Source organism: Bacteroides ndongoniae (genome assembly GCF_900108345.1).
Classification (GTDB): domain Bacteria; phylum Bacteroidota; class Bacteroidia; order Bacteroidales; family Bacteroidaceae; genus Bacteroides; species Bacteroides ndongoniae.
Genome location: NZ_FNVV01000012.1, coordinates 365,521 through 382,119 on the forward strand (window position 1 = coordinate 365,521; position 16,599 = coordinate 382,119).

The following is a 16,599-nucleotide window of genomic DNA, read 5'->3' on the forward strand; positions in this document are numbered from 1 at the left end:
ATTCATTTGTGAGACACTTGTACGGCTCGCGAGCCGTACAAGTGTGGTAGAAAAGCAATATTTGCATGGCAATAAAACGCCTTTCTACCCCTGTTTCCGACATTAACCTAACCTTAACGTAACCTTAACCGAAATCCTTTTCCCTCTCCCCTACCTTTGCAACATCGAAACAAGAAACAAAGAACAGTTTAACTTATAAAACATAAAACGAATATGATTACCAATCTCATCATGGCCACTCTGATTTCGGCCGCAGGCGTTGCTTCAAGTTTAGTATATAATGTGAAAATGGAAGGCAACCGAATGACCAACAAAGAAGTTTACACCCTGAACGAAGGAAAGTATCTGAAACGTCTCTTCAAGATGGACTTCACCTACAATGCACAAGGACAGGTGACCGACAAGAAAACCTACGTGTGGAACGAAAACCAGCAGGAATATGTACTACAGCAGGTAGAAACCTTCAATCCGGACAGCAATATACACGCCGACTGACAAACGGCAGAAGTTTAACTTTACAAAACAGCACTCTTTTCTAACAAAAAAACGATACAGAAGATTTACTTTTTCCCTGCCAAATAGACGCCCAGCAACACGCATGTGGCGCCTAGCAGGGCGAAAGGAGTCAGAGGTTCGTTCAGAAAGAACAAAGCACCGATAGATGTAAAGATAGGATTAAGGTAAATATAGTTGGATGCACGGACGGTACCCAGCCGCTTCAGAATGACATTCCATGCCGCAAAACAGACCAACGAAGCCAGCACACCGAGGAACAACAGATTCATCCAGACGGCAGGATGGGCAAACGACGACAAAGGAAACTGCCACGGACGAAAGGCAAAAACGGGCAAAATAGTAAGCAGACCGTAAAAGAATACCTTACGGGTAACAAACACCGTAGAGTAACGACCGGACATCTGACGCATAATCAGGCTGTAGAATGCCCAGCTCAACGAAGCCGCAAGCGAAAGGAAATCGCCCAATGGAGAAAGCTTCAGCACAAAGTTGCCGTTGAAGATAACCAGTCCTACTCCTACCAAAGCCAGCAGCGAACCCGCCGTCAGTTGCCAGCCGGACTTCTCACCCCGATAAAAAAGTTTGAAAAGCAACATAGTAAGCAGCGGTGTGCTGCATACGATAAAGGCTACGTTAGTAGTCAGCGTCACTTCGAGTGCTGTGTTCTCGGTCAGGAAGTAGAGCGAACCTCCCGTTATGCCACCCAACAGCATCCAGCCTTCGTCACGCCAGTTATGACAAAACAACTTACGGGGTGAAATGAACCAGATGCCCACATACGCCATCAGGAAGCGAAGCAAGAAAATCTCCTGCGGAGTCAGTCCGTTCTCTATCAGCACACGAGTCGATATGAAAGTCAATCCCCAGATGCCCACCACAACAATAGCCGCCAGGTGCCATCCCCATTCATTTTTCTCTTTCATAGTCCTGACCTATTCTGCTTTTTCCACTCCTTTATCACCTTTGGCCGCTTTGTAAGCCTCCATTTCGGCACGGCTGCGGCTCGATGTCACCAACCAGACACCACCGAATATCATCACTACCGAAAGCACTTTTGTCAGGTTGAAACTATCCATACCCCAACAGATAGCTACAATGGTAGCCACCAGCGGCTGAATGTAGTTGTACATACCTGCCACGGTAGGACGCAAGTTCTTCTGTCCGACAATAATCAGGATATAACTGAGGAATGTAGCTCCTACCACTACAAAAAGAATGGAAGCGATACGGGCTCCGTCAAGTGCCAGCCAGTCAGTAGCCAGCAGACTGCTGTACGAGAAAGGCAACAGACAGATGAAAGCATAGGTAAACATCCACTTCATCACCGTAACAGCCGAATATTTGGTTACGAAATTCTTAAACAGCACAAAGTAAAAAGCATAACTACACTGAGCCAGAAGCACAAACACATCACCCAACAACGGATTGTCGCCCTTCACCGTCGTACCAGAAGCCTGCGAACTGCCCAGAATAAGCAGCAGTGCACCCGATGCTCCCACGGCGATACCCAGTATTTTCTTGCCCGTAATAGGTTCCTTCAGGAAAATGGCTGCCAGAATCATAGCTATCAGCGGCATACTGGTAGTGATGATGGAAGCATCCACGGGCGAAGTCATTCCCACCCCGAAAATGTAGCTTCCCTGATTGAAAACAATGGCCAGCAGCGAAGCCACGAAAAGTTTCATCAAATCTTTATGCCCCACATGTTCGGGTTTCTGGAAAAACGAAAAGATCCAAAACAGAATCATCGCGCCGAATACGCGCAAATCAGTCATCACCAAGGAGCTGACTGCTCCCCCTATCATCACAAACTTGGCCAGCGGAGCCATCAGTCCCCACATGCTGTTAGCGGCCAGCATCGCCACGTGACCTTTCATTTTTGCAGTGTCCATAAGCAGAATATTTCTTTTTCGGGCGCAAAATTACGAGAAAAGTAGGCAACGTATCTACGCAATCCAATGTTTTTTATGTACTTGATAAGTAAATCTGAAAATAAACACGTAAATTTGCATCGGTTTATTAACAAGGATATAAACCGAATTAAGTAAGATATAAACACGTTTTCAATAAATTATTAACAAGTATGGAATACAATTTCAGGGAGATTGAAAAGAAATGGCAGAAACGATGGGTAGATAACAAGACCTATCAAGTAACGGAAGACGATACGAAACAGAAATTCTATGTACTGAACATGTTCCCCTACCCCAGCGGCGCCGGTCTGCATGTAGGACACCCGCTAGGTTACATTGCTTCGGACATCTACGCCCGCTACAAACGCCTGCAAGGTTTCAACGTACTGAATCCCATGGGATATGACGCTTACGGACTCCCTGCCGAACAGTATGCCATACAGACCGGACAACACCCGGCCATCACTACTTCCGCCAACATCAACCGCTATCGCGAACAGCTGGACAAGATAGGTTTCTCATTCGACTGGAACCGCGAGATACGTACTTGCGATCCCGAATACTACCACTGGACACAATGGGCTTTCCAACAGATGTTCCAGAGCTACTACGACAATGCACTGCAAAAAGCGCAACCCATCAGTACTTTGATAAAATCTTTCGAGACTAAAGGTACCGAAGGACTGGACGCAGCCTGCAGCGAAGAACTGAGCTTTACGGCCGACGAATGGAAGGCCATGAGTGAAAAACAACAGCAGGAAACGCTAATGAATTACCGCATCGCCTACTTGGGCGAGACCATGGTGAACTGGTGCCCGCAACTGGGTACCGTGCTGGCCAACGACGAAGTAGTAGACGGTGTATCGGAACGTGGCGGTTATCCCGTTGTTCAGAAGAAGATGCGCCAATGGTGTCTGCGTGTGTCAGCCTACGCCCAACGTCTGCTCGACGGACTGGAAACCATCGACTGGACAGACTCGCTGAAAGAAACACAGCGCAATTGGATTGGCCGCTCGGAAGGTACCGAAGTACAATTCAAGGTAAAAGACAGCGATCTGGAATTCACCATCTTCACGACCCGTGCCGATACCATGTTCGGTGTAACGTTCATGGTGCTGGCTCCCGAAAGCGAACTGGTTCCGCAAGTTACTACCGAAGCCCAGAAAGCCGACGTAGAAGCCTATTTGGATCGCACCAAGAAACGTACCGAACGCGAACGCATCAGCGACCGTAGCGTAAGCGGTGTCTTCTCGGGTTCGTATGCCATCAATCCTTTCACAGGCGAGGCAGTGCCCATCTGGATTAGCGACTACGTACTGGCTGGCTACGGTACAGGTGCCATCATGGCTGTACCTGCACACGACTCTCGCGACTACGCTTTTGCAAAGCATTTCGGTCTGGAAATCCGTCCGCTGGTCGAAGGTTGCGACGTAAGCGAAGAGAGCTTCGATGCCAAAGAAGGTATTGTTTGCAACAGTCCGAAAGCCGATGCCGTTCCCTATTGTGACCTTTCTCTGAACGGACTCACCATCAAGGAAGCCATCGCCGCTACCAAGAAATACGTCAAGGAACATCACTTGGGTCGTGTCAAGGTGAACTACCGTCTGCGCGACGCCATCTTCAGCCGCCAGCGTTACTGGGGCGAACCGTTCCCTGTTTACTATAAGGACAACATGCCCTACATGATTCCCGAAAGCTGCCTGCCACTAGAATTGCCCGAGGTAGCCAAGTTCTTGCCTACCGAAACAGGCGAACCACCGTTGGGTCACGCTACGAAGTGGGCTTGGGACACAGTAAACAACTGTGTAGTAGAAAACAGCAAGATTGACAACCAAACTGTCTTCCCGCTCGAACTGAACACCATGCCGGGCTTTGCAGGCTCCAGTGCCTACTACCTGCGCTACATGGATCCACGCAACCACACAGCACTGGTAGACAAGAAAGTAGATGAATACTGGCGCAATGTAGACCTCTATGTAGGCGGTACAGAACACGCTACTGGCCACCTTATCTACTCACGCTTCTGGAACAAGTTCCTGCACGATCTGGGCATCTCTGTTGTAGAAGAACCCTTCCAGAAACTGGTGAACCAGGGTATGATTCAGGGCCGAAGCAACTTCGTATATCGTATCAAAGATACCAATACTTTTGTATCACTGGGCCTGAAAGACCAGTACGACACTACCCCACTCCACGTGGATGTAAACATCGTATCGAACGACGTGCTCGATGTAGAAGCCTTCAAGGCATGGCGTCCGGAATACAACACTGCCGAATTCATTCTGGAAGACGGCAAATACATCTGCGGATGGGCAGTAGAGAAAATGTCCAAGTCGATGTTCAATGTTGTTAATCCCGACATGATTGTCGAGAAATACGGAGCCGATACATTGCGTATGTACGAAATGTTCCTTGGCCCGGTAGAACAATCCAAACCATGGGATACAAATGGTATCGACGGTGTACACCGCTTCCTCAAGAAATTCTGGGCACTGTTCTACGATCGTACAGGCAACTATCAGGTAACGGACGAAGCCGCTACAAAAGACGAACTGAAGTCTCTGCATAAGCTCATCAAGAAGGTAACAGGCGACATCGAGACCTTCTCGTACAATACCAGCATCAGTGCCTTCATGATCTGTGTCAACGAACTGGCTTCGCTGAAATGCAACAAGAAGGAAATCCTGAACCAGCTGATCATCGTACTTGCACCATTCGCTCCCCACGTCTGCGAAGAGTTGTGGGAGACGTTAGGCAATACCGGATCGGTATGCGACGCCCACTGGCCGGCCTACAACGAGGAATATCTGGTAGAAAATACCATAAACTATACGATCTCTTTCAACGGCAAAGCCCGCTTCAATATGGAATTCCCAACTGATGCCACTTCCGAAACCATTCAGGCTACAGTTCTGGCAGACGAACGTTCAGCCAAATGGATGGAAGGCAAATCGGTAGTGAAAGTCATCGTAGTGCCGAAGAAGATCGTAAACGTTGTAGTGAAATAATTTTGTTAATATGCATATCAGTAAACCGAACAAAGCAGCATTGATGAGAGAACTGAAGGATTATGTCATGATCACTCTCGGCCTCATCAGTTATTCACTGGCATGGGCAGCTTTTCTGTTGCCCTACCAGATCACAACCGGAGGAACAACAGGTATCGGAGCCATCATTTACTATGCAACAGGCTTCCCCATACAGTACTCGTATTTTCTTATCAATGCTGTCTTGATGACTTTTGCCATCAAGATATTAGGCCCTAAATTCAGTATAAAGACCACGTATGCCATCTTTGTACTGACCATATTACTGGAATTCTTTCAGTGGCTGATCAAGAACCCCGACGGTACATTTCCACAAATTCTGGGACCGGGACAGGACTTCATGGCCTGTCTGATTGGTGCAGCCATGTGCGGTATCGGTTTGGGAGTGGTATTCAACTGTAACGGAAGTACGGGCGGAACAGATATCATTGCTGCCATCATCAACAAATATCGTGACGTAACACTGGGACGTATGATTATGGCTTGCGATGTGGTTATCATCAGTTCCTGCTACTTCATCTTCCACGACTGGCGCCGGGTAATATTCGGTTTTGTAACATTGTTTATTATCGGACTGGTACTCGACTACATCGTGAACAGCGCCCGGCAGTCGGTACAATTCCTTATCTTTTCCAAAGAATACGAAAAGATTGCCGATCGTATCACCAAGGAAACCCATCGTGGTGTAACAGTACTCGATGGTACCGGATGGTACAGCAAAGGACAAGTAAAAGTATTGGTAGTACTGGCTTACAAACGCCAGTCAGTCGAAATATTCCGCCTGGTAAAAGACATCGATCCCAATGCCTTTATCTCGCAAAGTTCAGTCATCGGTGTCTATGGAGAAGGATTCGACAAACTGAAAGGAAAATAAATCGCAAACCACCTAAACTACAATTGTATGAAGAAATTCGTCTTTGCAACTAACAATGCCCACAAGCTGGAAGAAGTAAAAGACATCCTGGGAAACAAGATAGAAGTGCTCAGCATGGGAGATATCAATTGCCATGCTGATATTCCTGAAACAGCTGATACGCTGGCCGGAAATGCACTGATAAAGGCAAGATATATCTACGAGCACTATCACATGGATTGCTTTGCCGACGACACCGGACTCGAAGTAGAAGCACTGAACGGAGCACCCGGAGTATATTCGGCACGCTATGCCGGCGATGCCCACAACTCCGAAGCCAACATGAAAAAATTACTGCAGGAATTGGAAGGTGTCGAAAACCGGAAAGCACAATTCCGTACAGTATTTGCCTTGATTCTCGACGGCAAGGAACATCTGTTCGAGGGTATTGTAAAAGGAGAAATAGTAAAAGTACGGAAGGGTACCTCTGGTTTCGGTTACGATCCTATCTTCGTTCCCGAAGGATACAGCCAGACTTTTGCCGAGATGGGAAATGCCGAAAAGAACAAGATTAGCCATCGTGCCAAGGCAACCCAAAAACTCTGCAAATTCTTGAAGTCCATTTAAAGACATTCATCACTGATTCCCCGGATTATTACAGATTATGACATATTCATCACCCAATCGGATACACATCAGTCTGTAATTATCCGGGGAATATTGTAACTATCCATTCTATTTTCACTCTCCCTATTTCAGGCAATAAAGCCAATACGACGACGGGGCACCAATACAGGTGATTTCTGTTTCCGGAATCTGGCTGCCGCATACGCTATGTCTTCTTTCCGTATGCATTGCAAACAAGTCGCACCTATCTGCAACCGTTTTTCTTTCATCACACGCATAGCCATTGCCGGAAATACTCCTGAAGTGAAGAATTTCTTTATCCAACGTGCATTGTCGAAATAGCGGTCCTTCTCGTCCAATGTTTCTTTGACAACTTCGTTCAGTAAAGTTTCCGCATCCGCTTCGAGCGAATATCCCCTACCCGCCAGAAAATGCCCGGCTATCTGCACCAGTTCGTCTGCGCTATAGTCATCAAAATGAAAACGATAAGGAAAGCGCCCCTGCAATCCCTGGTTCATTTGCATCAGTCGTTCCATTTCGTTTTCATAACCAGCCAATATAACCAGCATGTCCGAATGAGGTTGCGACAAAATAGTCAGCAGACTTTCGACAACATGGTTACCAAAGTCTTTACGGTCGTCCAATGTATCGCACAGTGTGTAGGCTTCGTCGATAAACAGTACGTTTCCACGAGCTGATTCCAGCACATCCTGCATGTTCTTTTCCGTCTCGCCAATGTAACGGCCCACCAGTTTGCTGCGTTCCGTCATTACAACTTCACCTTTCGACAGTAAACCCATGGTATGGAATATCTTTCCGATATACTGTGCGACGGTAGTCTTTCCTATACCCGGATTACCGGTAAAAATCATGTGATACGTTCCTTCGTCATCAGACGGCAGATGCAGCAACTTACGCTGGCGGTTGAAACAGACCTGATAGAAAACAGCTTCCAGTTCCTGTTTCAGTGTGTTTAGCCCTATCATATTATATATAGGTAACATGCTCTCTTCGAATCGTTGACGGATGTTTTCAACAGAAGTTTCAACATCTGTTGAAACCGATGCTAACTGTACATTGAAGTGCTCACTCAGACGAACATCACACGGCTGTACGACCGTAAATTCATCGGTATCCATTATGCCCGATTCACAATAAGCCTCCTGCAAACGTTTCTGCACAGAAGGAATCAGCGAACCGGATAAAAAAGCGTCCGCATCCTGGTGCGACCACGAAGCAAACACATTGTATTCCCACAACCGGCGTACCTGCGACACCAACTCGTGCTCAGCCTGTGGCGAAAGACGAAGCGATGTCTCTCCTACCGCACTACGAAGCGAATAAATCACTTCCTGCCATGAGAAAGGACGGATAACGAACCGCCCCTCTTCGGTGAAGCGAACAAACAATTCGGGAGCAAAACGGCGCAACTCCTCCACTTCGGAATCTGTTCCACAAAGAATAAACACCGAAAATACAGCACGATTGGCCAGTGCTTCTTTTAGTTTTCCAAGCAGTTCACTACCCTCTTCGATTGTTAAAGCACCGATATGATAAAAAACAAGAAGCTTTTCTTCCCTGTTTTTGAATGCTTCATCTACTGAATTGACTTCCCACTTTTCTGTTTTGGCACAGTCTATCTGTATACGGCTGGAAACATTCAAATCGAGAAACTTCGGCAGAAGAAAGGCCAGCCGACGGCATTCGAACAACGAAGATGCCGTTATCAGCATACACGAATTCAGCTGAAGTTCGCTGACGCCGTGCTCCTTGCACAGAGAATTAAAACCATTCATACGGGAGAGTCTCACCAGTCTTGGCACAACTTCAGACAGCCCGTTAAACTCGCGGATATATTCCCATTTGTTTTCTTCGTCCCGCTCCAGTTGTTTCACCACCCAATACTCGTCTTCGGTTGCAGCCAGCAGACGGCATTCGCAAACAGTTACCGACATACCTTCGTAGCGGAAACGCAACAGCGCATAAGGTTCCCGATTGTGCGACACTACGGCCCAATAGTCTCCTGCGAGCCATATCTTATCCGGATTCAGACGGAACGACACCTGCTTGAAATTCGTACGCGAAGCCGGAATAAAACGTTCCGTTACTGCCATCAGCTTCCACTCGGAAGTGTAGCAATGCACTTCGAAGCAACTGTTCGGAGCGACGGTTTCAGAAAAACGAAGCTTCAGCTTCATTACCTCCGAAGCAAACAAAGGTTCTGTTTCTGCACGGGAAACACGAATCAATGAAGCCTCTACCGGCACAGAACGACCAGCCGTTCCACCAGCAGGAAACACAGTGAACGGCAGACAAACGAAGCCGCTCATTTTGTCGAATGTACATCCCAGTGAATTTTCAACCAGTCCTACAGCCACCAGGAAGTATTTACCATAAGTCCAGTTTCCGGCTTCCAATGTCATATTCCATACATATTCGCCAAAATCTGCTATTGCAGTCTTCAGCTGCAAAACCGGTTCCGGTTGTTCTTCGCGGTACAGACAGAAGATTACTTCTGCCTCGTCCTGTTCGCACATGAAATCGCACGAGCCGAGCGAAAGAGACAAAGACAAAGCTTGCTCTTCTACTTCTTTGTCGACAAAAATACGGGAAACATGTTCACCCGAAGTGATACACTGACTGTTGACGGAAAGTTTCAGCACGGACAGTCGGGCCGTTGCATCATTATTGGCCAATGAAGGCACACTATACATATGTCCACGGTATGGACAGTTTTTCTGTTCATGAATCATAGCAATAAAGTTTTAAAGTGAATAAAAAAGAGAAAGAAATAAAAAATGCACCAACATCGTAGGTGCACATCGTTTTTCCGGCCTCATGCTTTATGCCTATATCAAGTACATAAATCACCGGAGAGTGTCCAACCATTCAAAGAACAAAACGCAAACGACAAGCAGGCAAAAGGATTCAGATCCTCCTGCGGTGCGTCATTACATTCACGTTCTTTGAACTTCGGATATCGCCATGATTCGTCATAATGAAAAAAATTCCCTCCTTTTCACTTTCGCAAAAATAGAGGGAATTTTAGAACTTACCAATAATTTGGCCGAAAAAGTGGATTAAAGTCCCAATTTAGCCGAAATTTCAAGCATCCGTTGGATGGGTTTCACGGCCTTTTGTGCGATTTCGGGATCGACCGTTATTTCGGGAGTTTCGTCTTTCAGGCAGTTGTAGAGTTTCTCCAGCGTATTCAGACGCATGAAGTTGCACTCGTTGCAGGCACAAGTACTGTCGGCCGGCGGTGCAGGTATGAAGGTAGTCTGCGGACACTTCTTGCGCATTTCATGCAGAATGCCCGATTCGGTAGCTACGATATACTCTTTTTCGGGATGGGCTACGGCGTACTTCAACAGAGCAGCTGTCGAACCTACAACATCGGCCATCTTCAGCACAGTGCCCTTGCATTCGGGATGAGCCAATATCACGGCATCAGGATGCTCGCGTTTTATTTCAACCATCTTTTCAACCGAGAATTGTTCGTGTACATGGCAAGCTCCGTTCCATAATAACATATTCCGACCGGTAACAGAGTTGATATAATTTCCGAGGTTTCTGTCCGGACCAAAGATTATTTTCTCATCTTTGGGGAAGCTTTCCACAATCTGACGGGCGTTGGTCGAGGTTACAACAACATCGGTCACAGCCTTGACAGCTGCTGTCGTGTTAACGTAGGAAATGACCGTATAGCCGGGATGCTCTTTGACAAACTGACCAAACTCTTCGGCCGGACAGCTGTCGGCCAGCGAACAGCCTGCTGCCATGTCGGGCACCAGCACCTTTTTGTCGGGACAGAGCACCTTGGCTGTTTCGCCCATGAAGTGCACACCACACATCACAATGATGTCCGCCTCTGTCTTGGCAGCCCATTGTGCCAGGGCCAGACTGTCGCCTACATAGTCGGCTATGTCCTGTATTTCTCCTTTCTGGTAGTAGTGGCCCAGAATGACTGCGTTTTTCTCTTTCTTGAGTTGCTCAATAGCTTTAATCAGATTATCCATAATTATATTTTTTAATTTTTCTTTTTAAAAGAAGAATTCTTTGATGCTGATGATAGCCTGTTAATAGTGTGGACAAATAAATGGGATTTTTCTTGCCCATGAAGTTATTATTCCAAAGGGTTGTTTTGTGGCAATGGTTTTAAACAGGCATTATCGGCTTATGTTTTTTGATAATAAGCTTCTTATATCGATAGGCTGTCGGTACTTAACAGCTTGTTGATAATATGCAAAGTTAATAACTTTAGGCTTACGAACCATTGAATTTCTATTGAAAAATGTGTTTAAACAAGCTTTGAAAATACCTCTTAACTTTTTTGCAATGTTCGTAGGCTTGTTGCTATATACGTTGATTTGAATAATGCAAGAGATATTTTTGAAAATGTTTCCCATCGGTATTGACACCTTTTCAACGGTTATTAACCACGATGTGAACGGAAAAAAGTATCTTTGCAGACGCATATGCGAAACATTTCAAACTGATACATCATGGAGCATCGAAAACTGAAGATTACCGAACTGAACCGCATTAGTACTGAGGAGTTTAAGAAGGCCGAAAAGCTGCCGCTGGTAGTGGTACTGGACAATATACGCAGCTTGCACAACATTGGTTCGGTATTCCGCACGTCGGATGCTTTCCGGGTAGAATGTATTTATCTGTGCGGCATTACGGCCGTTCCTCCCCATCCCGAAATGCACAAGACGGCATTGGGAGCCGAATTCACTGTTGACTGGAAGTATGTTGATAACGCAGTTGAAGCGGTTGATAACCTGAAGAAAGACGGATATACAGTCTATTCGGTGGAACAGGCCGAAGGGAGCATCATGCTGGAAAACATTAAGTTAGATCCGAACCGGAAGTATGCCGTCGTTTTGGGAAACGAGGTGAAAGGTGTGCAGCAGGAAGTAATTGACCATTCGGACGGCTGCATCGAGATTCCGCAATACGGCACCAAACACTCGCTGAATGTATCGGTTACGGCAGGCATTGTCATCTGGGACTTGTTCAAGCAGCTGAAGCCATAAGAGGGTAGGGAGGCAGTCGCAGCCTTTTTCAACAGGTTTTCAACTTATCTGTTCTTAATGCTGAAAAGTGTGTTGATACATTTTCCGGCAGGCATTTTTGTGTCTTGTTACGGCATAAATGCAGGGCTGAATGAACATCTTGTTTATATGGTTATCAACAGATGTATTTCGTTGAAATAGAGTATGATTCTTATTCTTCTTTCAAATTAGTAACACGGTTCTCAACAAGTTGTTAACGACGCGTAGACTGCTGCTTAGTCTGTCTGTACAAGGCTGTCGGTATTCTTTTCGGAGATATGAACGGGGTAGGGTGTTAATTTCCGGTTGAAAACCGCAACAAACGTGCCGATAATTTTGTTGATTCCTTTATAAGCAGGTATTTATCTTTTTTGTATATTTGGTGCATATATATATATAAAATGTAAGAAACCGTATGTGTGGAAAAGCCATATTTGAGGGAATTGTAACAGGCATTTGTATGGCCCACGAGAGACACTTGCATGGCTCGCGAGCAACACTTGTACGGCTCGCGAGCGACACTTGCACGGCTCACGAGCAACACTTGCACGGCTCAACCGGATATTTTTATGTATGTAAACCGTTGAAATTCAGTATAGGAAAAAACAGTATATGAAACTTTAATAAGAAGATAAATATGAAAAAGGCAATTATTTCGTGGGCTGGCATTTTTATTGGCTGCATTATTCTGGCAGCAGGTTTTGTTTATTTTATCAATCCTTATAATCTTGTTCCCGGTGGGGTGTACGGAGCCAGTATCGTTCTTCACAATATATTTCCTTCTATTCAGGTAGGTACATTCGGCTATATGTTCGATATTCCGTTGCTGATTCTTTCGGTTATTCTGCTCGGAGCCAAGCTGGGTGCGCGCACTATTGTAGCAGCGCTTTTCACACCGCTGGTCATGAACGTGCTTTCCATTCTTTCTTATCCGTCGGAAGAGGCACTTCATGCGCTCGATCCTACCCAGTTGTTGGGAGGTTGTATGGACATGACCGACCATCTGATGCTGACTTCCGTCATCGGTGCGGCTGTCATTGGTATCGGATGCGGCATCGTGGTACGCAGTCAGGCTACTACGGGGGGGACTGATATCGTAGCCATGATTTTGCAGAAGTACTGCCATATCCGTTTTTCGCGTGCTATTTTGCTGGTTGATGGTTTGGTGGTTACTTTTGGTTTGGTAGTTATCGGCTTTGGCATCGGCAATCCGGATGATGTCAATCAGCCGTCGTGGCATCTGTCGTTCTATTCGCTGATTGCGATATTTGTTACTTCGCGTGTAGTGGCTTACGTCATCAATGGCGAGAAGAACGATAAATTGCTGTTCGTCATCAGCGACATGAAGATGACAGCTCTTCACGATTATATTATCAAGGATCTGGACCGTACGGCCACTTGCATAAAGAGTAGCGGACTCTATACGAAGTCGGACAAGGAAATGCTGTTTCTGGTTGTCAGCTACAAGGAAGTGAACGGAATCAAGCAGAAGATAAAAGAAGTCGACCCACGTGCTTTTGTAGTTGTAACTGATGCTTACGATGCTTTTGGCGAAGGTTGGAAACAATTGCCCAGTGCAGGCGAGTTGCAGCCGGAATAATGTTAGTTGACGAGAAACAAGTTAACTATAATTGTCCGCTTTCTACCAGCAATATCACCCGTTCGGTCAGTGCGTCGTCGCCCGTGGGGTCGTATTGTTTCTTAAGGCTGGCGCCGAACAATGCGGCAAAAGCCTGGTAGAAACCCGCCTTAAAGGGACCCATAAAGGCTTTTACAAGTTCGTAACCGGTCGAACTGGTTTGGCGGTCGACGAGTTTAATCAACAGTTTACCCTGCGCAAAAGTCAGTTTCTTCATGCGTGGGGTATATTGTTCTTTCAGACTTTTCTCTACGGCTTTCATGTGTTTTTGGCGTGCTTTCTCGTCGGGCAGGGTCATCATGTATTCGTAGGTTTCGATGATGGCCCGGTTGATTTCTTTCGAGATGGGAAGCACTTTCTTGACGTCGCGTACCAGTTTGTAGTATTGGTTGGCCTGGCGTCTGTTCTTGAACTTCAGCGGCTTGAATATGTAGACGGTGCGCAACTGGACGTACGGTATCGTATCTCCTTCGTATATGCACATAGGAGTCAGGTAGACTTTTTTCCCTGTGTTTGCCGGTTGTTTGGGATTTTGTGCATGGCACCAGTTTCCGGCCAGCAGGAAGAGGGCAAGGATTGCTATGTAGAGTCGCACGTTCATGCCGCAAAATTAATTCATTCTCTTCGTATTCGATAAGAATATTTTGTTTTTTCGTTGCTTTCTTAACTTATTTAAGGTAACTTCGCTTTTTATTCTGTAATCTGTTAACCGATAATGCATGAAAACACTCAGATGGGGGATGGTTGCCTGTATGTTGCAGGCTGCATCTGCCCTGTACGCACAGCAGCCTGACAAATCGCAGGAAATAAATCTGCTGCTTTGGGAGGAAAACCTGGAGCAGTTGGCCGTAGACGAGGACTACAGTTGGGAAGCCGAACTGGAGGAGCTTTCCCGCTGTTTGCAGGAACCCGTCAACCTGAATACGGCCACACGCGAGCAGCTGGAACAGTTTCCGTTCCTGTCCGACCTGCAGGTAGAGAACCTGTTGGCCTATGTCTACATTCACGGGCAGATGCAGACTGTCTACGAACTGCAATTAGTAGAGGAGATGGATAAGCGGACCATTGAGTTGCTGCTGCCTTTCGTCTGTGTGCGACAGACGGAAACCGGAAAACGTTACCCATCGCTGAAGAAGATATTGAAGTATGGCAGGCACGAGGTACTGACGCGCCTGGACATTCCTTTCTATACCCGCAAAGGTTACGAGAAGAACTATTTTGGAACCCCTTCTTACCATTCGCTTCGTTACGGCTTCCATTACAGCGATTATCTGCAGCTGGGATTGTCGGCCGAGAAAGATGCGGGCGAACCGATGTTCGGTTTGCACAACGCCAAAGGCTACGATTTCTATTCTTTCTATTTCCTGGTGAAGAACCTGGGTCGTCTGAAAGCCTTGGCATTGGGCAATTATCGCCTGAGTTTCGGGCAAGGGCTGGTGCTGAGTACCGACTTCCGGCTGGGAAAATCGTTTTCGCTGTCTACATCCGAATACAGAAGCGGGGGAGTAAAGAAACACAGTTCTACCGACGAATACAATTATTTCCGCGGTGCAGCTGCTACAGTAGGCATATTGCCGTCGCTCGATGTTTCGGCTTTCTATTCCCACCGTACGCTCGATGCTACGGTCGAAGAAGGAGAAATCGTTTCCATAGCCAAGACTGGTCTGCACCGTACGCAGAAAGAAGCCGACAAACGGAATGCCTGTGCCTTGCAGCTGGCAGGTGGAAACGTGACCTACGAAAAGAATGCGTTCAAGGTAGGAGCCACGGGCATTTATTATTTCTTCGACCGCCCTTACGAACCTGCCTTACGTAAGTATGCACGCTATAACTTGCACGGCACCCGTTTCTACAATCTGAGTATAGACTATCGCTTGCGCCTGGGCCGACTCTCGTGGACGGGCGAAGCGGCTACCGGCACGAAAGGATATGCTTTGCTGAACCGCTTGCGTTACGATTTCTCGCAGGATTATCATGCCCTGCTTATCCATCGTTTTTATTCCAGCGATTATTGGGCATGGTTTGCCCGTTCGTTTGGCGAGGGCAGTACTCCGCAAAACGAAAACGGCTGGTATCTGGCTGTCGAAGCTACGCCCTTTGCCCGCTGGAAACTGTTTTCTTCGCTGGATTTCTTTTCCTTTCCCTGGTGGAAGTATCGCATCAGCAAACCTTCGCAGGGCATCGACTTCATGTTTCAGGCCACCTATACTCCGCAGAAGAATCTTTCCATGTACCTCAACTATCGCTACAAGCGGAAAGAACGGGACGTAACGGGGACAAGCGGCGAAGTGACGCTTCCCATCTATCACCACCGGTTGCGCTATCGCCTGACTTACATGCCCGGCAATTTCGTGCTGCGTACTACGGCCGATTACAATCATTTCCGCCAGCAGGATGGGGGAGGCTACCGTTTCGATCGCCGTCAGGGCTATCAGTTTACACAGCTGTGTACGTATGTCTGTCCCCGTTTTCCCTTGTCGGCATCCTTGCAGGGGACTTATTTCCATACCGACGATTACGATTCACGCGTCTATGCGTCCGAGCGTGGCTTGCTTTATACCTTCTATACGCCTTCGTTTTCCGGTCGCGGTTTCCGCTGGTCAGCCTACCTGCGCTACGACTTCCGTAACTGGCTGATGCTGATAGCCAAGTTTGGACAGACTGTTTATCAGGACCGCGACGAAATCAGTTCGGGCAACGACCTGATACGCAGTAACCGGAAGACAGACTTGCAGATGCAGCTTCGCCTGAAGTTCTGATGCCGTTATTCCTTACGGTTGCAATAACTGTTAAGTATCTGATGAACAACGGTATATCAGTTTATCTTCGCTTTATCAAAAATAAACTGTCAGTTTACAGGCTTTATACTTTCAGTTTGTCCGTAATAAACTGCCGGTTTATCGGTTTTAAACTGTCGGTTTATCGGCACTAAACTGCCGGTTTA

At 46.8% G+C, this 16,599-nt stretch carries 12 protein-coding genes; 7 read left to right on the forward strand and 5 right to left on the reverse strand.

Going from position 1 to position 16,599, the window contains the following annotated elements; genetic code table 11:
* Positions 1-213 precede the first annotated feature (213 nt).
* Positions 214-495, forward strand: a complete 282-nt coding sequence (locus BQ5591_RS01765; protein WP_022163179.1) for a DUF3836 domain-containing protein — start codon at positions 214-216, stop codon at positions 493-495.
* A 65-nt stretch (positions 496-560) separates the two neighbouring features.
* On the opposite strand, the gene BQ5591_RS01770 is transcribed toward BQ5591_RS01765, so the two are convergent.
* Positions 561-1,439, reverse strand: a complete 879-nt coding sequence (locus BQ5591_RS01770; RefSeq protein WP_071148202.1) for a DMT family transporter — start codon at positions 1,437-1,439, stop codon at positions 561-563.
* 9 nt (positions 1,440-1,448) lie between these two features.
* Positions 1,449-2,408 (reverse strand): DMT family transporter, encoded by a 960-nt coding sequence (locus tag BQ5591_RS01775; protein WP_022163181.1) that lies wholly within the window; start codon positions 2,406-2,408, stop codon positions 1,449-1,451.
* Positions 2,409-2,599: 191 nt separating this feature from the next.
* Here BQ5591_RS01775 and leuS point away from each other — a divergent pair, with 191 nt between their 5' ends.
* From leuS to BQ5591_RS01790, 3 genes are read left to right on the forward strand one after another with little or no spacing between them, the layout of a single operon-like run.
* Positions 2,600-5,437: a leucine--tRNA ligase gene (gene leuS, locus BQ5591_RS01780; RefSeq protein WP_071148203.1), complete on the forward strand. Its 2,838-nt coding sequence runs from the start codon at positions 2,600-2,602 to the stop codon at positions 5,435-5,437.
* Between the two features lie 10 nt (positions 5,438-5,447).
* On the forward strand, positions 5,448-6,350 hold the full coding sequence (locus BQ5591_RS01785; RefSeq protein WP_071148204.1) for a YitT family protein: 903 nt from the start codon (positions 5,448-5,450) through the stop codon (positions 6,348-6,350).
* Positions 6,351-6,377: 27 nt separating this feature from the next.
* Positions 6,378-6,956: a non-canonical purine NTP diphosphatase gene (locus BQ5591_RS01790; protein ID WP_071148205.1), complete on the forward strand. Its 579-nt coding sequence runs from the start codon at positions 6,378-6,380 to the stop codon at positions 6,954-6,956.
* Positions 6,957-7,084: 128 nt separating this feature from the next.
* Here the strand turns inward: BQ5591_RS01790 and BQ5591_RS01795 are convergent, their stop codons facing one another.
* Both BQ5591_RS01795 and nadA read right to left on the reverse strand, forming a co-directional pair.
* A complete protein-coding gene (locus tag BQ5591_RS01795) occupies positions 7,085-9,709 on the reverse strand; it encodes an AAA family ATPase (protein WP_083380843.1) in 2,625 nt (874 codons plus the stop codon).
* A 327-nt stretch (positions 9,710-10,036) separates the two neighbouring features.
* Positions 10,037-10,975: a quinolinate synthase NadA gene (gene nadA / locus BQ5591_RS01800; RefSeq protein WP_071148207.1), complete on the reverse strand. Its 939-nt coding sequence runs from the start codon at positions 10,973-10,975 to the stop codon at positions 10,037-10,039.
* A gap of 486 nt (positions 10,976-11,461) precedes the next feature.
* Here nadA and BQ5591_RS01805 point away from each other — a divergent pair, with 486 nt between their 5' ends.
* Entirely contained in the window at positions 11,462-11,998 is a 537-nt protein-coding gene (locus BQ5591_RS01805; RefSeq protein ID WP_071148208.1) for an RNA methyltransferase, read from the forward strand.
* A gap of 655 nt (positions 11,999-12,653) precedes the next feature.
* Complete coding sequence (locus tag BQ5591_RS01810; protein ID WP_022163189.1) at positions 12,654-13,616, forward strand: YitT family protein; 963 nt, start codon at positions 12,654-12,656, stop codon at positions 13,614-13,616.
* Positions 13,617-13,641: 25 nt separating this feature from the next.
* Here the strand turns inward: BQ5591_RS01810 and BQ5591_RS01815 are convergent, their stop codons facing one another.
* Positions 13,642-14,256, reverse strand: coding sequence for a DUF4294 domain-containing protein (locus BQ5591_RS01815; protein WP_022163190.1), 615 nt, complete (start codon positions 14,254-14,256; stop codon positions 13,642-13,644).
* 118 nt (positions 14,257-14,374) lie between these two features.
* Between BQ5591_RS01815 and BQ5591_RS01820 the strand changes: the two genes are divergently transcribed.
* Positions 14,375-16,414: a helix-hairpin-helix domain-containing protein gene (locus BQ5591_RS01820; RefSeq protein WP_071148209.1), complete on the forward strand. Its 2,040-nt coding sequence runs from the start codon at positions 14,375-14,377 to the stop codon at positions 16,412-16,414.
* Positions 16,415-16,599 lie beyond the last annotated feature (185 nt).